This window comes from Nocardia sp. MH4 (genome assembly GCF_019266065.1).
GTDB classification, from domain to species: domain Bacteria; phylum Actinomycetota; class Actinomycetes; order Mycobacteriales; family Mycobacteriaceae; genus Nocardia; species Nocardia canadensis.
Window position 1 is genome coordinate 25855 of the sequence record NZ_LPNR01000077.1, and the last position, 18397, is coordinate 44251.

Genomic DNA, 18397 nt, shown 5'->3' on the forward strand with positions numbered 1-18397 from the left:
TTCGACCGCGCGGCGAACGGCGCGGTCACTCCCCACCGCCGGGGTTGCCGATCGCGATCATCCGCTGCACCGAGGCGCGACCGGCCTCGGCCATCGCCAGGTCGACGTGCACCTCGTCGGCGCCCTCGACCAGGCAGCGCAGCAGCGCGGCCGGGGTGATCATCTTCATGTACTTGCAGGAAGCGCGATCGTTGACGGCCTGGAAGTCGATCCCGGGCGCCGCCTTGCGCAGCTGGTGCAGCATGCCGACCTCGGTCGCCACCAGCACCTGGTTCGACGTCGAGGCCTTGGCCGCGTCGATCATGCCGCCGGTGGACAGGATGTGCACCCGCTCGGCCGGGAACGCGCCCTCGCCCGCCAGGTACAGCGCCGAGGTGGCGCAGCCGCACTCCGGGTGCACGAACAGCTCGGCGTCGGGGTGGGTGCGCGCCTGCTCGGTGAGCTCGTCACCGTTGATGCCGGCGTGCACGTGGCACTCGCCCGCCCAGATGTGCATGTTGGCGCGGCCGGTCTCGCGCTTGACGTGTGCGCCCAGGAACTGGTCGGGCAGGAACAGCACCTCGACATCGGGGTCGATCGAGGCGACCACGTCGACGGCGTTGGACGAGGTGCAGCAGATGTCGGTGAGCGCCTTCACCTCGGCGGTGGTGTTGACGTAGGACACCACCTTCGCGTCCGGGTGCTCGGCCTTCCAGGCCCGCAGCTCCTCGGCGGAGATGGAGTCGGCCAGCGAGCAGCCCGCGCGCTGGTCCGGGATCAGGACCGTCTTGGCGGGGCTGAGGATCTTCGCGGTCTCGGCCATGAAATGCACGCCGCAGAAAACGATGGTGTCCTCTTCGGCCTCGGCCGCGATCCGCGACAGGGCCAGCGAGTCGCCGACGTGGTCGGCCACGTCCTGGATCTCGGGCAGCTGGTAGTTGTGCGCGAGGATCGTGGCGTTGCGCTCACGCGCCAGCCGCCGCACCTCCCGCGCCCACTCCGGCGTCGCTTCGACACCCGTGTACCCCGTGGGTCCGTCGAAGACCGAACCCATCAGCGTCGGCTGTGCGGTCGTCGTCGCCATGGTGGCTCCCTTCCTCGTGCGAACGGCGCCATCGCCTCGATTCGCACCTAACCAGGTTTTCGACTTAGAATCGAAAACGTGCCCCATAGTAACACCATCCACGAATCGCTCACCGCGGTGTTCCAGGTTCGCCGCTTCCCCGCCGACGTTTCCGCAGGTAGGAGTGCCGGTGGTCGATCGAGGCACCCGGAATTGGCGGTTCTGCTGTGGGAGCGAGCGCTCGACCCACAGAAGGGCACCTGGTCGCTGCCCGGCGGCCGACTGCGCGACGACGAGGACCTCGACGCCTCGGCCCGGCGCCAGCTGGCCGAGAAGGTCGACGTACGCGAGCTGGCCCATCTGGAGCAGCTCTCGGTGTTCAGCGCGCCCGATCGCGTCCCGGCCCCGCGCCGCATCGCCTCGGCCTACCTCGGCCTGGTGCCGCTGACCACCGAGCCCGCCCTCCCGGCCGACACCACCTGGCACCCGGTCTCGGCGCTGCCGGATATGTCGTTCGACCACCGCACCGTCGTCGACCACGCGCGCACCCGCCTGGCCGCCAAGCTCTCCTACACCAATATCGCCTACGCGCTCGCCCCCGACACCTTCACCATGTCGACCCTGCGCGAAATCTATTGCGCGGCACTGGGTTACGATGTCGACACGACCAACCTCCAGCGCGTCCTCTCCCGCCGCAGAGTGATCACCCCCACCGGCGACACCGCGCCCTCCGGCCGCGCGGGCGGTCGCCCCGCCGCGCTCTACCGCTTCACCGACTCCGGCCTGCGCGTCACCGACGAATTCGCCGCCCTGCGTCCCCCGAGCTGAGCGCTCACCCCGCCGAACCTGTCGGTGGCCGCTGTCACACTACCGAGCATGGGCGAAGACACCGCGAAGCCACAGATCACCTCCTACGACGATCCGGACGCGCCGTGGAACCGGGAATTCGACCCGGATGAGATGGCCGGCTGGAACGACGACGTCATCCGCGAGTTCCGGGAGAACGACGGGCGGGTCGGCGGCGACTACCAGGGCGCGACCCTGCTGCTGTTGACGACGACCGGCGCCAAGAGCGGCAAGCCGCACGTCGTCCCGCTCGGAGCCCTCTACCGGGGAGACGTGCTGTACGTCAGTTCGTTCATCGAAGACCGGTACCCGGCGTGGTATCACAACGCCAAAGCCGATGCGCGGGTAACGATCGAGCTCGGCGGCGAACGCTTCGCGGCGACGGCCGACGTGCTCACCGGCGAGCGCTACGACGAGTTCGCGGCCTGGGCCCTGGCCGAGAATCCACTGCTGGCCGAGTACCAGGCCAAGGTCGACAAGCCATTGCCACTGGTGATCCTGCGCCGCGCGCAGTGATACCCGCCGGCTGACGCCCGAGCGCGGCCGCGCTCGGGCACGACTTCGCTCGTCGCGCGACGGCTCAGCCGCGCGGCAGGATGCCGAACAACAGGGCGTCGATGCCCGCGGCGAACAGCGCGTCGTTGTCGACCGGCGCGCTCGCCCCGGCGGGTGCGCCACCGAACAGCGCCGTCAGATGGGGGTAGTCGCGCGCCGGGTCGCCGGTCGAGGCCGTCAGCGCGCCGGCCGGATCGCCGGTCGACAGGCCCGCGCGCTCCCGCGCGGCGAAGTTCGCGCCCCAGCCCGACAGCATCGCGACACCCATCATGACCGCGCCCGCGTCGAGTCCGGCCTGGGCCAGCGTGCCCGCCATGCGGTCCAGATAGCGCACCGAATTCGGGCCCATGCTCGACGGATTCGCCTCCACCAGCCACGGATGCCGTCGGTGCAGGGCGCGCGACTGCTCGGCCAGCGCGAGGACGTCGGCGCGCACATCGCCGGTCGGGTCCGGGTACCGATACTCCCCCGCCACCCGGTCGACCATCAACGCGATCAGGTCGTCCTTGCCGTCGACATACCGGTACAGCGAGGCGGCCGCCGTACCGAGTTCGTCGGCCACGCCGCGCATCGAGACCGCGCGCAGACCACCCGCGTCGGCCCGCCGCACGCAGGCGCCGGCGAGCTGATCGAGGGTGTACGCCGGGCGCGGTCCCGGCCGGGGCGCCGCGCCGCGCGACCACAACGAGGTTCCGGTGTGCGTCATACCTGCCAGCATGCCGCAGATCGCCAGTTGCGAACAGCGTTAGCAGATGCGTATCCTGCAATTGCGAACACTGTTCCCAATGAAGGGAGATTGCCGTGCATGCCATCGAAGCCACTGCACTGACCAGGACCTATGGCGACAACACCGTGGTGGACGGGGTGGACCTGCGGGTGCGGGCCGGCCAGGTGCACGCCCTGCTCGGCCCGAACGGCTCGGGTAAGACCACCACCGTGCGCATGCTGGCGACGCTGCTGCGCCCCACCTCGGGCCGGGCCGCGATCGGCGGGTTCGACACCGTGCGCCAGGCCGACGACGCCAGGCGGCAACTGGGTCTGGTCGGCCAGTTCCACGCCGTCGACCCGCGGCTGACCGGGCGGCAGAATCTGGTGATGCTGGCCCGGCTCAACGGCTTTCGCGCGGCGGCTGCCCGCAGGCACGCGAAGGAGCTGCTGGACCGCTTCGACCTTGCCGTGGCGGCCGACCGGGTGGTCCGCACCTACTCCGGCGGGATGCGACGCAGGCTCGACATCGTCGCGGGCATGATCGTGCGTCCCGCCGTGCTGTTCCTGGACGAGCCGACCACCGCGCTGGACCCACACAGCCGCAACGAGATCTACCGGTATGTGCGCGATTTCGTCGCCGAGGGCACCACTGTCCTGCTGACCACCCAGTATCTCGACGAGGCACAACGCCTGGCCGACGCGATCACCATCCTGAAGGCGGGCCGGGTCGTCGCGGCGGGCACGCCGGCGGAGATCCTCACCGCCGTACCCGCCGGAGTGGACCTGATCGTCGACGATCCGGACCGCTACGACGAGGTCGCCGCGGTGCTGTCGAGATTCGGCGGCACACCCTCGGATCCGCCACCTACACAACGTAATTCGCCGCTGGAGGTCTCGTTCACCTTCCCCGGCGAGGCCCCCGGCCTGCTCCCGGTTCTGCGCGCGCTCGACGCCGCCGACATCGCCGTGCGCGATATCGGCGCCCGCGCGACGACGCTCGACGACGCGTTCCTCGCGCTCACCGGCCGCGATCGGGTCGCGACCGCCGGCTCGGCGCAGGTGCGGGCATGAGCGCCACCGAGACTCGTTCGGTCTCCGCGGTCACCGCGGCGGCGGTGCTGTTCGAACGCGTCCTGACGAACTACCGCAACTCCCCCGGCCTGTTCGCGATCACCCTGGCCGCCCCGCTGGGCATGATGGTGCTGTTCGGCTTCGTCTTCGGCGGAGCGCTGTCCGGTGGCGGTGACGCCACCGCCTACCGCGCCTACCTGGTGCCGGGCGTGCTGGTCCTGGTGGCGGCGATGGGGCTGACCTCGACGGCGTCCACCGCGAACGCCGATCTGCACAGCGGGTTCACCGATCGGCTGCGCGCGCTGCCGGTGTCCTCGGCGGCCGCGCCGGCCGGCTTCGCGCTGGCCGAAACGGTGGTCGGGGTGCTGGCGCTGACGCTGATGTCCGGTGCGGGCGCGCTGCTCGGCTGGCGGGTGGCGGCCACGCCCGGCGAGATCGCGGTGGCGATCGCGCTGCTGCTCGCGTTCCGCTGCGCGCTGTCGTGGCTGGGGATCGCGCTCGGCTCGGCGGTCCGCGACGAACAGATGCTCCAGCAGACGGCACCGCTGATCTTCGGCACGATCATGTTCTCGAACGTGTTCGTGCCGACCTCGACCATGCCGTCGGTGATCGCCACGATCGCGGAGTGGAATCCGGTGAGCGCCATCGTGGCCGCGCTGCGGGACCTGCTCGGCGCCGACCTGCCCGTCGCCGCCGGAAGCGCCTGGCCGATGCAGCACCCGGTCGCCGCGGCGGCCCTGTGGATCGCGGTCTTGTTCGCCCTCGCGGTGCCGATCGCGATCCGCCGGTACTCGGCCGACAGCTGAGCACCGCGACCCGCGGGCCGGGGCACGAACCCCGGACCGCGGGTCCGGTCCGGGTCAGACTTCGGCCGCGCGCAGCGAATACAGCAGCGGCACGCGCGGCGTTCCCGCCGGAAACCGGAACCCGCGACGCTCTGGTTCGAGGACTGCGAAACGCCGGGAGACGGTGACCTCGTGCTCGCGCAGCAACTCCACGCGCAGTCCGGCCGCGGCCACGGCCGAGACGACCTCGCCGAGCCCGTGCCGCCAGCCGACGGTGACATCGGCGGTGGTCACCGCGTCCGGCGCGGCATAGTTGCCCGGGACGAGTTCCACGACCGGCTCCGGGTCGCAGTAGTCGTCGATCACGGTGCGGCCGTCGTCGGGGCTGAGCAGGTCCCCGAACGGGTGGGATTCCGCCACCACGAATTCGGCGTCGGCGACGCCGATTCGCCCGGCCAGCGCCCGTGCGGCCTCGACCGCGGGTACCGAGAAGTCGCGCAGGTGTTCCCGGCCCGCGACGAAGCCCTCGACGTCGTAGAGGTCCGAGCGGGTGTGGAGCGGGGCGCGCTCGTCCCAGTGCGCCCGGTTGAGCCGGACCCAGTCGTCGGCCGCGCCCGTTCAGCTGTCATACCGGCGATCTCGGTGCTTCGCGGAGCGCCGGTAGGTGCGGCCGCTGGGCACGGCGGTGGCGGCCGACGAGCTGCGCAGCGCGTGCCGACGTCGCCAGGCGGCCAGATCGGGCCGCTCGGCGGGTTGTTCGGTGCTGGTGTTCTCGGTGGCGCGCACGGCCAGGTCCTCCCCCGGAGCAGATATCGACCGGTCGACGGTAGGTGACGCGGCACCGTGGACGCCACCGGTTTTCCGCACGGTCACAGTGCGCCCGTGCGGACCGCGACGACGAGGTGCGCCAGCGTGAGCAGCAGGTCGGTGTCCGTGAGCACGGCGGGTCCGCCGTCGACCGGCCGTCCGCGCGCCATCTGCCGCAGGATCGTGCTCGCGGAGGTGCCGAGCGAGCCGTCCGGTTCCGGGAACACCGCGGTGGGCAGGTGGTCGGTCGAGGCGATCAAGGTCACCCGTTCCGCGCCACCCGCGCCCTGCCAGTCCCAGCTCAACCAGGTCCAGCGCAGGGCCGGGCGATCGTCGACGACGGTGCGCATGCGTCCGACGATGCCGTTGCCGAGATCGAAGTAGGACGCCGGACCGAACCGGGGCTCGGCCAGCCGATAGAGCGCGAATTCCGGGTATCTGCCGATGCTCTCGCCGCTCGCGGCGCTGATCACGTCGACCGCCACCCGGCGCTTGTCTCCGGCGGAGTCCCAGCCGAGATCGACCTCGTCGGCCTCGAGCAATTGCCGGGTGCCGGAGCTTGCCGGACCGAAATAGTCCGGTATCCACGGGTATTCGTGATGATCGACCACGTTCCAGCCGGGCGCGGTGACCCGCTCGCCCGCGACGACACCCGCGACCGTGGTGAACTCGGCGGTCTTGGCACCGGGTAGCGGGATCCACGCCAGAGCCACGGCGACGGCCACCACCACACCGGCGCCGCACATCCCGAGTCGCACCGGCTGCCGGTGACCGTGCCGCCCGAGCCGACGCTCGCCACGGAGGTGGCGTCCGAGATCGACACCCGGTACCGACCGCGCACCACAGCACCGCGCATCACCTTCCAGGCCGTCGGCGGATCGTGCGACGCACGCTCCGCCGCCACGGACGACCGCCGACGCCGATCGACCTGGCCACGCACCCGCCCCCGAGATGGCCGTGGCGAACGAGCTCGACCGCCCGAACGACGACCCGCGGGCCGCGAGCACAACCGTCACGCCCACGACGAGCGGCACGACCTGGCAGCTGAACAGTGGAAGCCACCGATCGACCGCGACCACCGCCACCACGCCGATCAGCACGGTGGCGGCCACCGCGACGACATCGCGGACCACGATCCCCACCGCGCACGAGGCGAGCATCACCAGCACCCCGCCCACGGCGATTCGGTCTCCACCGAGCAGCGCCGACCCGGTCCCGTACACCGGTGGCAGCAACGCCAGCGACATCGCCCACACCGGCCAGAACCGGACGACGAGCCGCACCCCGAGCACCACCACGATCGCGCTGATCCCGAACACCCAGGCTGCCAGCAGATCCAGGCGCAGCGGACCGTACTGCTCGTCCAGCCGCACCGTGAACAGACCCAGCAGGCCCGCGGCGGTGATCAGACCCGCCGACCCGAGCACCAGGTCGGAGACTCGATCCCGGGGCGCCTGCGGTGCGGGCCGCAGCGCGAGACCGAGCGCGGCCAGGCCGATCACACCGAGCAGCGCCGCGCTGAACCCCACGTAACCGCTGTCGACGGGCACACCGAGCTCGCGCCAGCTCCGCCGGAAGGCAAGCGCGGTCGCGAAGACGACCACCGCCCACCCCGCCAGCCGACCGACGACGACGGACGCCGAGCCCACCCCCGCGCGCCGCCTACCCGCCGTCCCGATCGCCGGACCGGCGGTCGTGCTGGCTGGCGCGGACATGGCGGCTCCGGTCTGTCGAGGCTGCGGAATCCCGATCGGCTCAGTAGCGCTCGGGTTCCCAGGTGGACACCGCCCAGACGACGGCCAGATCGAGCAGGATCACCACCACCGACCACCACGGGTAGTACAGCAGCGACGCGAAATTCGCGATGATCGACACCCCGGCCAGCACGGCCGCCACCACCAGCGCCCACCGCGCGCCCAGGATCATGCCGAGGGCGATCGCGACCCCGCACACCCCGACCAGCAGATGCAGCCACCCCCAGGTGCTGAGGTCCAGTTCGAACGTGTACGGCCTTGTGGTGTCGAAAATCTCGCCGCCGGCCAGACACGCGATGCCGCGCAGGATCTCCAGGATGCTCGCGACGAGCAGCAGCGCGACGGCCAGCATGGTGATCCCGGCGGCGACGCCCTGTGTCACCGGACGCGGCGGAGCCGCCACCATCGTCGTCGTCACGGCCGCTTCGCTTCCGGCTCCTGTTCCTGCTCCGACTCGGCTTCTTCCGGGACCGGTTTCGGCAACGGCGCGCCGATCAGGACATCGGCCCACCGGGTCGACGGATCGATATCGAGCAGCAGCGCCTTGACCAGCAGCGTCAGTGGAATGGCGAGCAGCGCACCGAGCGCGCCGATCACCCACGCCCAGAACACCAGCGACAGGAAGGTGATGGTCACGCCCAAACCGACGGCGTCGCCGACGAACTTGGGCTGGATGATCGACTGGATGACGAAGTTGATCACCGAGTAGACCACGATCACCCAGATCATCAGCACCGGCCCACTGTCGAGCAGCGCCAGCAGCGCGGGCGGGATGACACCGATGACGAAGCCGATGTTCGGGATGTAGTTGGTGATGAACGACAGCAGCGCCCACAGGATCGGCAGCGGCACGCCCATCAACCACAGTGCGCCACCGTCGATCACCGCCACGATCGCGCCGAACACGGTGGATACGACGAGATACTTGCGGGTGCCCTCGGCGAAGGACAGCAGGGCGCTCGCGATCGCGGGCCGCTGCTCGCGCACCACGAGCATCCGCTTGTCCATGGTCATCCCGTCGACGGCCATGAACAGCAGCAGGGCCAGGACGAAGAACAGATTCGAGAACACGCCGAGCACACCGCCGAGCAGCGACTCGACCAGCTCGGCGACCTTGCCGACATCGACGCCGTCGAGCACCTTGTGGATCTGGTCGGAGCTGATGCCCAGGTCCGTGAGCAGCCCGCGGACGTTGTCGAGCAGCGAGTTCAGCTTGTCGCCGTATTCCGGGAGCAGCGAGGCCAGCTGCCAGGCCGAGACCGCCAGCGCCAGACCGATCCCGAGCAGAATTCCCACCACCGCGACCAGGGCGAGAACCATCCCCACCCAGGTGGACCAGCCACGGCGCTGCGCCCACCCCTGCAACGGCTGCACCGCGATGGTGAGCATGAGTGCCAGGAAGACCGGGCCGACGATGCCGGAGAAGACTTTCAGGCCCCCGACCACGACCACGCCCGCGGCCAGCGACAACAGCACGATCAGCCCGCGGGGGATCATCCAGGACGGCGGCGCCGCGGCGCTCGTACTCGGCTCGGACATCGACACTCCCTCGGTCTGGTGAACACAGCCGGAGAAGACTTCGCGCGGTGTCGCCCAGTCCTCCAGGGACCGACGCTAGGGAGGTCGCGGGCCGCGCACATCGCCCGTTCTGGGTGAAGTTCGGTCAGGCCGTCTTCATCTGCGGGGTCGGCGGCGGCGCGGATGTCCGCCTGCCGAGTCGGCCGACCGCCCAGAAGGCCAGCTCGACCACCCAGAACAGCCACAGCGCCAGCGTCACCACGAGTACCGGCACCGTCAGGAACACCACCGACGGCAGCGCGACCACGAGCCAGCGCGCGAAGTCACCGGGTGTCGCGCCGCGCAGGCGGCTGCCCAGACGCACTGCGGCCCACATCATCCAGCGCCGCGGCGTCGAGACCGCGAACTCGTGCAGGCAGCGCCGGAAGATGCCGTCGGCGTCGGCGCGGCTGACCGTCTCGGTGCGGCACAGATAGTCGTGCAGGATCGCGGCCCGGGTGTAGGCGCCGTAGCGCGGGATCAGCCAGACCAGCGACCGTGGCACGGAGGCGAAGTCGGTGCGGAATCCGGCCGGGACCGTGAAGGTCTGCGTCGCACCCTGATATGTGAGCGGTTCGATGAGCCGCCAGAATTTCGCGTCCAGCTCTTCGACGACCGGGCCGCCTCCGATGAAACCCACGACCCACTCCTCCCGAGCCGTCCACCTGCCGATATCGGCGATGGTAGCGCCGCGCGGGGTCGGGGGAAGCGCTCAGACGCGCGGTTGCGGACTCGAATCGAAATCGCCGCTGGGGCGATATTCCTCGGCCTGGCCTGCCACCGGATAGTCGTCGAATTCGACCGGTCGCAGGTCACCGAGCAGGCCCGCCGAGCCCGAACCGAGATCGGTGCGCGGGTGCAGCGCGGCGAGGAACAGCAGCACGAGCGCGGCCAGGAAGGGCTGCACCAGCAGCGCGAGGTCGGTGCCGACTTCCGCGGGCAACGCGACGATCTGCCCGACCGCGGGATCGTGCGGACGCGGATGCCTGCCTTCGGCGACCGCCTCGCCGAGCCACATCATCACCGCCGCACCGAGTCCCGAGGCGAGCAGAATCCCGACGACCAGCGCGGGACCGCGCACGCTGCGCACCCGCCACGCGGCGATCGTGGTCAGCATCGCGACCACCGCGCCCAGGCACAGGAACATCCCGACCGCGTCGAACAGGTGCAGGCTCTCGCCGGTGAGGACGGCGGCGCGGCCGGGCTGGGTCACCCGCAGCCGTTCGGTCGGCGCGAGCAGACCCCACGCCACCCCGGCCGCCGCGCTCGCCACGAGCACGACGACCGCGACGACACCGACGCCGATCACCTCACGGCGCAGGACCTCCGGACGCGGCGCGGCGCCGACCTCGGCGACCACTACCGGCGTTCCAGCTGCGCCGATTCGATGACCCCGTGCCGGGAGCACTTGGCCCACCAGCCGTCCGGGCTCACCTGCACGATCATCCGCCGACCGCAGTGCTCGCAGAACCGCGGCGGCTCGAGCCCGAGCGCGGCGGCCGCGGGCATCGCGTCGTCGAGCCCCGGCACGATCCGCTTGCCGGTGAACGGGTTGTAGCGCTCGTCCATGTCTGTCACCCTACTGCGCCCGCGTCTCAGAGGGTTTCGTTGAGCGCCTTGATCGGCATCTTGAGCTCACCCAGCAGATCGAGATCCGACTCGGCGGGACGGCCGAGGGTGGTGAGGTAGTTGCCGACGATGACGGCGTTGATGCCGCCGAGCATGCCCTGCTTGGCGCCCAGGTCACCGAGGGTGATCTCGCGGCCACCGGCGAAACGCAGGATCGTGCGCGGCAGCGCCAGGCGGAACGCGGCGATGGCGCGCAGCGCGTCGGCCGCGGGCAGCACCTCCAGGTCACCGAAGGGGGTGCCGGGGCGCGGGTTGAGGAAGTTCAGCGGCACCTCGTCGGGCTCGAGCGAGGCCAGCTGCGCGGCGAACTCGGCGCGCTGCTCGATGGTCTCACCCATGCCGAGGATGCCACCGCAGCAGACCTCCATGCCTGCCTCGCGCACCATGCGCAGGGTGTCCCAGCGCTCCTCGTAGGTGTGCGTGGTGACCACCTTCGGGAAGTGCGACTTGGCGGTCTCGAGGTTGTGGTTGTAGCGGTGCACGCCCATCGCGGCGAGCTGGTCGACCTGCTCCTGGTTCAGCATGCCCAGCGAGCAGGCGACCTGGATGTCGACCTCGTTGCGGATGGCCTCGACGCCCGCGGCGACCTGGGCCATCAGGCGCTCGTCCGGGCCGCGGACGGCGGCGACGATGCAGAACTCGGTAGCGCCGGTCTTGGCGGTCTGCTTGGCCGCCTCGACCAGGCTGGGGATGTCGAGCCAGGCCGCGCGCACCGGCGACTGGAACAGGCCCGACTGCGAGCAGAAATGGCAGTCCTCCGGGCAGCCGCCGGTCTTGAGGCTGATGATGCCCTCGACCTCGACCTCGGGCCCGCACCACTTCATCCGCACCTCGTGGGCGAGCTCGAGCAGCGCTTCCAGGCGGTCGTCGCCCAGGCGCAGCACCTCGACGGTCTGCGCCTCGGTGAGGCCTTCGCCGCGCTCGAGCACCTGCTCACGGGCGATGGCCAGAATGTCGGTCTGGACGGGTGCCTGTGTCACGACGTGATGTCCCTTCGACGGGTGCGTGCACGAGCGCGGGTGTGATCCACCCGGCGTGGCCGTGCAACTTGAACGGTGTTCAGGCTAGGGTAGCGGGTGCGAGTGAGACACGACACTCGGGTCGGTGAATCTCTGGGGAAGGACACGCGTGCAACTGCGGAAGACGGATGTGGTCGATGCCGCCGTCGCGATTCTGGACCAGTACGGTCTCGGCGACCTGACGATGCGCCGGCTGGCCGGATCGCTGCAGGTCCAGCCGGGCGCGCTGTACTGGCACGTGAAGGACAAGCAGTCGCTGCTCGGCGCGGTCGCCGACCGGATCCTGGCGCCGATGGACGAGCCGATCACCGCCGTCGAATGGCCCGAGCAACTCACCGAACTCGCCCACCGTCTGCGCGACTGTCTGCTCGCCTACCGCGACGGCGCCGAACTGGTCTCGGCCACCTACGCCTCGCGCCTGACCACCAGCAAGGCCCGCGAACGTCTGGCCGGCATCGTCATCCGGGGCGGAATGACCAGGGAGGAAGCCGAACTCACGGCCTACACCCTGCTCTACTACGTGCTCGGCCAGACCGTGGACGAGCAGTCGCGGATGCAGATGGATTCCGTCGGCGCGCTCGCCGACGACGCCTCACCGCTGCACGACACCCCCGACCCGACCGCGCGCTTCGACTTCGGCCTGCAGTTGTTCATCGCGGGCGTGCGCACCATCCTGGGCACGCGCGTCCGCTAGGGACCGTCTCGGCGCGGTTCGTACCGTTGCGCGTAGCGGGTCGGCGGTTCGCCGAAGATCCGGCGGAAGTCCCTACTGAGGTGCGCCTGGTCGGCGTAGCCCAGGTCCGCGGCGGTCGCGGCCCAGTCGATCACGACCCCGCCGGCGAGGCGCTCGGTGATCTCGTGCAAGCGATAGCGGCGCACCACCCATTTCGGGCCGAGTCCGACGTACTCGGCGAACATCCGCTGGAGCCCGCGCACGCTCAGCCCGAACCGGTCCGCGATCGCCTCCACCCTGGTCACCTCGATGTCCCCGGCGATCGCATCGACCACCCGCGCGGCGAGCTCGGCCTGCGGATCGGGGGCGGGCAGGCGCTCGACGAGAAAGCGTTCCACCGAGTCGACATCGGCCGCGACCGGCAACTCACGGCCGAAAACCGTTGCGGCATCGACTGTCCGATCTCGTAGCTCGGCCACCGGGCCGCCGAGGAACGGGCGGAACATGCCGGGCCGGAACGCGACACCGAATACCGAACCGGCCCCCGACAACTCGCGGTACACGTGCGACGACGACGGCCCGTGCACCTCGGCCCGCCCGTCCCGCAAGCTCAGGTGGACGTTCGGCAGCGGCACCACCAACTGCCGATACGGCCGCTCGTACTCCCAGGTCACCGACCAATACCGGGCGACATAGCGCGCGGGCTCCCCCGACGGGTCGGCGAACGTGTGCTGTTGCGCCGCACGCCAGGCGCCCCCGAGTTCCCGCGGATCGCGCTCCACGCGGCGAGTGTATGTCGCGTTTGTTCAAGACAGCGCGCTGTCGACGATGGTTACCTCGGTGCATGTCCGAAACCGAACGCGTCGCCCGCGCCGCCGAACCACTGTCGAAGCTCCTGCGCACCCTCACGCCGGACCAGCTCACCGCCCCCACGCCCTGCGCCGAATTCGATGTCCGCGCCCTGCTGAACCATCTGCTGTTCTGGGGTCCGTCCCTGGTCGGCGCGGCGAGCAAGGCGGCGGTCGCTCCGCCCGCGGCCGCCGAAACCGAGGTCGATCTGACCGCCGACGACTGGTCCACCGCCCTCGAGACCCAGCTCGGCGAGCTGGCCGCCGCCTGGCGCGACCCTGCGGCGTGGCAGGGCACCACCCGCCTGGGCGGGCCGACGGAACTGCCCGCGTCGCTGGTCGGCGGCATCGTCGTCGGCGAACTGATCGTCCACGGCTGGGATCTCGCCCGCGCCCTCGGTACGACCGTCGAGTGGGACGACGACCTGCTCGACTACGTCCTCGACGAGACCGCCGCGACCGCCGACCAGGGGCGCGCGATGGGCATCTACGGCCCCGAGATCCCCGTCGCCGCCGACGCTCCCCTCCTCGACCGCATCCTCGGCCTCACCGGCCGCGATCCCGCCGGGAAGTAGACCGCTACACCCGGGCACCTCCGCCCGGCAGGTGCCTCGCCGCATCTGCCGGGCAGTAGGCCGCTCCCCACGGACCCCGCATCCACAGTGGACCGAAAACAACAGGGAGCCGTCGCACTCCTCCGCGATCACCCGCACCCACGGCCCGAACCACCCTGAGCCGCAGTATCACTCGTCGCTGACCAGCCGTGGCCGCACGCGCCCAGGGAACCAGCGGTAGATCGCGACGGTGCCCAACCCGACGCCGATCGCGAGCAGCGCACCGGCCGACGCCAGACCCGCGGCCGCGCCGACCAGGCCGACCGAGACCGGACCCGCGAACATCCCCACATCGTGGGTCAATCGCCACGCACCGAGGAATTCCGCGCGGCGGTCCTCCGGCGCGGCGAAGGCGCCGACGGTCATGATCAGGCCGTTGCTCAGGCCGTTGGCCAGGCCGAGCAGCATGGTCGCGGCGCCCATGGTGAGCGCCGAGTGGGTGAACGGCAGTGCCGCGTAGCCCGCCGCGAAACAGACGCCGCAGGCGATGCCGGTGACCCGGCTGCCCGCCCGATCCAGCCAGACCCCGGCCGGATAGGACATGAGCACGTCGACCGCACCCGCCAGCCCGAACAGCAGACTGGTGGTCGCGGCATCGATACCGAGATGCGCGGCCCACAGCGGCAGCAATGCCGTGCGGGACGCCCGAGCCGCGCCGACCGCCACCGAGGCGAGCCCGAGAGTGCTCAGCGCCCTGCGGTTTTCGGAGACCACCGTGTGCAGCGGCCGCAGCGCGGCCACGTCGTCGAGATCGGCGGAGCGGATGGTCACCATCGCCGCACTGGCCAGTAGCGTGGTGACCAGCTGCAGCCACAGCGCGCCCACCGGACCGAACCCGTGCACCAGCGCCGCGCCGAGGAACGGCCCGCAGAAGAACCCGAGCCGATGCGCGCCCGCCAGCGTCGACATGGCCCGCCCGCGCTGATCGGGCGACACCACCGTGACCAGATAGGTCTGCCGCGCCAGCCCCCAGACCGCACCCGCCGCCCCGTTGAGCAGCAGACCCACCGCCAGCACCCCGAGATTCGGCGCGAGGATCGCCGCCAGCACCCCGACCGTGCCGAGCACACTGCCCACGCCGATCGCCGCCCGCTCCCCGATCCGCGCGACGATCCGCCCCGCGGGCAGATCCGTCAGTACCATCCCGAGCCCGCTCAGCGCGACGATCAGTCCCGCCGCACCCGCCGACGCCCCGAGGTCCAACGCCCGCAACGCGTACATCGGCGCGGCGGCCCCGGCTCCGACGCCGTACAGCGCCATCGGCGCGAACACCGGCCACACCAGCGACCGCAGCCGCACCGAGTCGACGCCGCCGACGACCCCGGCGCTCACCGGAACCCGGCCGGCCGAGGCCGACGATCACGACCCGAGGCCACCTGCGCACGTCCGGCATCGCGGCTGCCGAACCGATCCAGCGGGCGACAGCGCGCACCCACCCGAACCCCGGTCGCGCCCGACGGATCGGACGGGACGGGCACCACGTTCCCACCACCGCCGGGTCGGCGGTCGCCGGCATTGGCCCGTGGCCCCTGCGATAGACCTGCGGTACAACAGCTTTCGTCGTCCAGCTGGTTCATCCGACGCTGACGGGTTCCACCGCGACCCGGCCGCGCGGACGGGCGAGCCCGAAGTGATCGCGCAGCGTGGTGCCCGTGTATTCGGTGCGGAACAGCCCGCGCTCCTGCAGGATCGGCACCACCGTCTCGGTGAACACCTCCAGCCCACCCGGGTAGTAGGGCGGCATCACGTTGAAACCGTCGGCCGCGCCCTGGGTGAACCACTCCTCGATCGTGTCCGCGACCTGCTCCGGCGTCCCCGCGAACACCCGGTGTCCCCGGGCGCCCGCCAGCCGGTGCAGCAGCCCGCGCAGGGTCGGCCGTTCCCGCTCGACGATGCCCGCCACCACCTGCAACCGGCTGCGCGCGTTGTCGGTGACATCACCGGCCCCGGCGAAGGTCTCGACCGGCACCGGCTCGTCGAGCGCGAGGGAGCGCAGCGAGGTCCCGGTGATGGACTCCAGCTGCTTGATCCCGTATTCGGGCACGGTCAGCTCGTTGAACTCCCGCTCCAACCGCAGCGCGGCGGCCTCGGTATCGGCGATGAACGGGCTGATCCCCGGCAGGATCTTCACCTCGCTCGCGTCGCGCCCGAACTCCGCGGCCTTGGCCTTGATGTCGGCGTAGAAGGCCTGCGCGTCCGACAGCCGTTGATGCGCGGTGAAGATGGCCTCGGCGTACTTGCCCGCGAAGGCCCTGCCCTCGTTCGACGCGCCCGCCTGCACCAGCACCGGATGCCCCTGCGGTGTGCGCGCGGCGTTGAACGGCCCACGCACACGAAGATGTTCACCGACGAAGTCGATCGGATGGATCTTGTCCGGGTCGGCGTAGAGGCCGGCCGCACGGTCGAGCAGGATCGCGTCGTCCTCCCAGCTGTCCCACAGCGCGACCACCGCGTCGACGAATTCCCTGGCACGGGCATAGCGTTCGGCGTGATCGGGATGCCGATCGAGGCCGAAGTTCGCCGCGGCCAGATCGGTGCCGGTGGTGACGATGTTCCAGCCCGCCCGGCCACCGGAGATGTGGTCGAGCGAGGAGAACAGCCGTGCCAGGTTGTAGGGCTCGTAGTAGGTGGTCGACGCGGTCGCGATCAGGCCCAGATGTGTTGTCGCCGCGGCGATCGCGGTGAGCAGGGTGATCGGCTCCAGGCCCGGCGCGGCATTGTGGCGCACGTCGGTGCGCAGCGCGGGCCCGTCGGCGAAGAACACCGCGTCCAGCTTCGCCGCCTCGGCGGTACGCCCGATCTCCTGGTAGTAGGTGACGTCGTAGATCCGGTCGGGCCTGCTGTCGGGATGCCGCCAGGCCGCCTCGTGGTGGCCCGACGGGTAGATGAACGCGTTGAGACTCAGTTGCCGTGGTGCACTCATGACGCTTGCTTCACTTCCTCGAATTCGGCGGTGTCGACGCCGAGCCCGGCCAGCAGGACCTCACGCAGCCGGATGAACTCCGGGTGCGCGTGCCTGCGCGGGCGCGGCGTATCGATGCGCTGGTCGATCGCGATCCGGCCCTCGTCCAGGACCAGCACACGGTCGGCGAGCAGCACGGCCTCGTCCACGTCGTGGGTCACCAGCAGCACGGCGGGCCGGTGCCGCTCGCACAGTGCTTGCAGCAGCGCGTGCATCCGGATCCGGGTGAGCGCGTCCAATGCGCCGAACGGTTCGTCGGCCAGCAGCAGTTCGGGCTCGCGCACCAGCGACCTGGCCAGCGCCACCCGCTGCTGCTCGCCACCGGAAAGCTCCCGTGGCCACGCCTTCTCGCGCCCGGCCAGGCCGACCTCGGCCAGCGCGGCGCGGCCACGCGCGGCGGCGTCGCGCCCGGTGAGCCCGAGCACCACGTTGTCGAGCACCCGCGCCCACGGCAGCAGCCGCGAGTCCTGGAACACCACGGCGCGCTGGGTCGGCACCGTGAGCTCACCGGAGCCGGGGACGTCGGCATCGAGTTCGGCCAGCGCCCGCAGCAGCGTGCTCTTGCCCGAGCCGCTGCGGCCGAGCAGCGCCACGAACTCACCGCGCCGGATCTCGACGTCGATGCCGTCCAGCACGATCCGCTCGCCGAAGCCACGGGTGAGCGCGCGGGTGCGCACCACGCTCCGGCCCTCGTCGATCAGTCGCCCAGTGTCTGTCGCCATGCCAGCGCCTTCCGTTCCGCCGCCCGCACGGCGAGGTCGCCGAAGAGCCCGAGGAGTCCGTAGATCACCAGACCGACGACGATGACGTCGATCTGTCCGTAGGTGCGTGCCTGCGTCATCAGATAGCCGATGCCGCTGGTCGCGTTGACCTGTTCGACCACGACCAGCGCCAGCCAGGAGATGGTCACCGCCAGCCGCAGTCCGAGGAAGAAGCCCGGCAGCGACCCCGGTAGCGCGATCCGCCGCAGGAAACCCCACCGCGACAGCCCGACGGTCTCGGCGAGCTCCACGTACCGGGCGTCCACGCTGCGCAGATACGCGTGGGTGTTGATGTAGACCGGGATCAGCACGCTGGTCGTGATGACGATCAGCTTCATCTCCTCGCCGATGCCGAACCACACGATGAACAGCGGGATCAGCGCCAGCGTCGGGATCGCGCGTTTGATCTGGACCGGCCCGTCGACGATCGCCTCGCCGATCCGGCTCAGACCCGCCACCAGCGCCAGGACGACGCCGATCACCACACCGAGCCCGAGCCCGATCGCGGCGCGTCGCAGCGAGGTCAGCAGGTTCGATTGCAGGCGCCCGTCGGCGATCAGGTCACCGGCGGTCTGCGCGACCGTCCACGGCGCGGGCAGCGTGTCCGGGTCCAGCGCGCCGCTGGCCGACCCGAGCACCCACGCGCCGACGAGCAGCGCGGGACCGAGCGCGACACCGAACGGGATGGGCTTGCCCGGCCCGAGTGTGCGCCTGCCCCGCCCGCGTGGCGCGAGCGCCGCGACCGGCGCCGGGGTACTGCGGATCC

The 18397-nt window shown here is 70.9% G+C and carries 22 protein-coding genes; 6 read left to right on the forward strand and 16 right to left on the reverse strand.

Translation table 11 applies throughout. From position 1 onward, the window contains the following. Window positions 1–25: 25 nt before the first annotated feature. On the reverse strand, window positions 26–1063 hold the full coding sequence (gene nadA / locus ATM97_RS07905) for a quinolinate synthase NadA (RefSeq protein ID WP_218717292.1): 1038 nt from the start codon (window positions 1061–1063) through the stop codon (window positions 26–28). 78 nt (window positions 1064–1141) lie between these two features. Here nadA and ATM97_RS07910 point away from each other — a divergent pair, with 78 nt between their 5' ends. Both ATM97_RS07910 and ATM97_RS07915 read left to right on the forward strand, forming a co-directional pair. Further along, window positions 1142–1870, forward strand: coding sequence for an NUDIX domain-containing protein (locus ATM97_RS07910; protein ID WP_218717293.1), 729 nt, complete (start codon window positions 1142–1144; stop codon window positions 1868–1870). Window positions 1871–1918: 48 nt separating this feature from the next. Then, window positions 1919–2404, forward strand: coding sequence for a nitroreductase/quinone reductase family protein (locus ATM97_RS07915; protein ID WP_218717294.1), 486 nt, complete (start codon window positions 1919–1921; stop codon window positions 2402–2404). A gap of 64 nt (window positions 2405–2468) precedes the next feature. On the opposite strand, the gene ATM97_RS07920 is transcribed toward ATM97_RS07915, so the two are convergent. After that, window positions 2469–3149 carry a TetR/AcrR family transcriptional regulator gene (locus ATM97_RS07920; RefSeq protein ID WP_255587372.1) on the reverse strand — a complete coding sequence of 227 codons (681 nt, stop codon included), beginning with the start codon at window positions 3147–3149 and terminating at the stop codon, window positions 2469–2471. 95 nt (window positions 3150–3244) lie between these two features. Between ATM97_RS07920 and ATM97_RS07925 the strand changes: the two genes are divergently transcribed. Both ATM97_RS07925 and ATM97_RS07930 read left to right on the forward strand, forming a co-directional pair. After that, window positions 3245–4222, forward strand: coding sequence for an ATP-binding cassette domain-containing protein (locus ATM97_RS07925; RefSeq protein WP_308248408.1), 978 nt, complete (start codon window positions 3245–3247; stop codon window positions 4220–4222). Then, window positions 4219–5028: an ABC transporter permease gene (locus ATM97_RS07930; RefSeq protein WP_218717296.1), complete on the forward strand. Its 810-nt coding sequence runs from the start codon at window positions 4219–4221 to the stop codon at window positions 5026–5028. Before ATM97_RS07925 ends, ATM97_RS07930 begins: the two co-directional genes overlap by 4 nt. 54 nt (window positions 5029–5082) lie before the next feature. On the opposite strand, the gene ATM97_RS07935 is transcribed toward ATM97_RS07930, so the two are convergent. From ATM97_RS07935 to bioB, 9 genes are all read right to left on the reverse strand, one after another. Then, the gene (locus ATM97_RS07935; RefSeq protein WP_218717297.1) at window positions 5083–5430 is read right to left on the reverse strand and encodes a hypothetical protein; all 348 of its coding nucleotides are present in this window, start codon (window positions 5428–5430) and stop codon (window positions 5083–5085) included. A gap of 195 nt (window positions 5431–5625) precedes the next feature. Beyond that, window positions 5626–5880 (reverse strand): hypothetical protein, encoded by a 255-nt coding sequence (locus ATM97_RS07940; protein WP_218717317.1) that lies wholly within the window; start codon window positions 5878–5880, stop codon window positions 5626–5628. Continuing rightward, window positions 5877–7529 carry a hypothetical protein gene (locus ATM97_RS07945; protein ID WP_218717298.1) on the reverse strand — a complete coding sequence of 551 codons (1653 nt, stop codon included), beginning with the start codon at window positions 7527–7529 and terminating at the stop codon, window positions 5877–5879. The genes ATM97_RS07940 and ATM97_RS07945 overlap by 4 nt, the downstream gene beginning before the upstream one ends. Window positions 7530–7569: 40 nt before the next feature. Further along, the gene (locus ATM97_RS07950) at window positions 7570–7986 is read right to left on the reverse strand and encodes a hypothetical protein (RefSeq protein ID WP_308248409.1); all 417 of its coding nucleotides are present in this window, start codon (window positions 7984–7986) and stop codon (window positions 7570–7572) included. Continuing rightward, a complete protein-coding gene (locus tag ATM97_RS07955; RefSeq protein ID WP_218717299.1) occupies window positions 7983–9107 on the reverse strand; it encodes an AI-2E family transporter in 1125 nt (374 codons plus the stop codon). The genes ATM97_RS07950 and ATM97_RS07955 overlap by 4 nt, the downstream gene beginning before the upstream one ends. A gap of 124 nt (window positions 9108–9231) precedes the next feature. Continuing rightward, complete coding sequence (locus ATM97_RS07960) at window positions 9232–9765, reverse strand: DUF1353 domain-containing protein (RefSeq protein WP_218717300.1); 534 nt, start codon at window positions 9763–9765, stop codon at window positions 9232–9234. A 72-nt stretch (window positions 9766–9837) separates the two neighbouring features. Beyond that, window positions 9838–10485, reverse strand: coding sequence for a DUF2567 domain-containing protein (locus ATM97_RS07965; protein ID WP_218717301.1), 648 nt, complete (start codon window positions 10483–10485; stop codon window positions 9838–9840). After that, window positions 10485–10694, reverse strand: coding sequence for a hypothetical protein (locus ATM97_RS07970; RefSeq protein WP_218717302.1), 210 nt, complete (start codon window positions 10692–10694; stop codon window positions 10485–10487). Before ATM97_RS07970 ends, ATM97_RS07965 begins: the two co-directional genes overlap by 1 nt. 26 nt (window positions 10695–10720) lie before the next feature. After that, window positions 10721–11734, reverse strand: coding sequence for a biotin synthase BioB (gene bioB / locus ATM97_RS07975; RefSeq protein ID WP_019046302.1), 1014 nt, complete (start codon window positions 11732–11734; stop codon window positions 10721–10723). Between the two features lie 148 nt (window positions 11735–11882). Between bioB and ATM97_RS07980 the strand changes: the two genes are divergently transcribed. Beyond that, window positions 11883–12467, forward strand: a complete 585-nt coding sequence (locus ATM97_RS07980; protein ID WP_218717303.1) for a TetR/AcrR family transcriptional regulator C-terminal domain-containing protein — start codon at window positions 11883–11885, stop codon at window positions 12465–12467. Here the strand turns inward: ATM97_RS07980 and ATM97_RS34845 are convergent. Next, a complete protein-coding gene (locus tag ATM97_RS34845; protein WP_218717304.1) occupies window positions 12464–13228 on the reverse strand; it encodes an AraC family transcriptional regulator in 765 nt (254 codons plus the stop codon). The two genes, ATM97_RS07980 and ATM97_RS34845, sit on opposite strands and share 4 nt — an antisense overlap. Before the next feature lie 62 nt (window positions 13229–13290). On the opposite strand from ATM97_RS34845, the gene ATM97_RS07990 reads away from it, so the two are divergent. Next, window positions 13291–13869: a TIGR03086 family metal-binding protein gene (locus ATM97_RS07990; RefSeq protein WP_218717305.1), complete on the forward strand. Its 579-nt coding sequence runs from the start codon at window positions 13291–13293 to the stop codon at window positions 13867–13869. 168 nt (window positions 13870–14037) lie between these two features. On the opposite strand, the gene ATM97_RS07995 is transcribed toward ATM97_RS07990, so the two are convergent. From ATM97_RS07995 to ATM97_RS08010, 4 genes are all read right to left on the reverse strand, one after another. Further along, on the reverse strand, window positions 14038–15240 hold the full coding sequence (locus ATM97_RS07995) for an MFS transporter (protein ID WP_218717306.1): 1203 nt from the start codon (window positions 15238–15240) through the stop codon (window positions 14038–14040). 241 nt (window positions 15241–15481) lie between these two features. Then, on the reverse strand, window positions 15482–16831 hold the full coding sequence (locus ATM97_RS08000; RefSeq protein ID WP_218717307.1) for an LLM class flavin-dependent oxidoreductase: 1350 nt from the start codon (window positions 16829–16831) through the stop codon (window positions 15482–15484). After that, entirely contained in the window at window positions 16828–17592 is a 765-nt protein-coding gene (locus ATM97_RS08005) for an ABC transporter ATP-binding protein (RefSeq protein ID WP_218717308.1), read from the reverse strand. The genes ATM97_RS08000 and ATM97_RS08005 overlap by 4 nt, the downstream gene beginning before the upstream one ends. Further along, the gene (locus tag ATM97_RS08010) at window positions 17568–18395 is read right to left on the reverse strand and encodes an ABC transporter permease (RefSeq protein WP_218717309.1); all 828 of its coding nucleotides are present in this window, start codon (window positions 18393–18395) and stop codon (window positions 17568–17570) included. Before ATM97_RS08010 ends, ATM97_RS08005 begins: the two co-directional genes overlap by 25 nt. Window positions 18396–18397 lie beyond the last annotated feature (2 nt).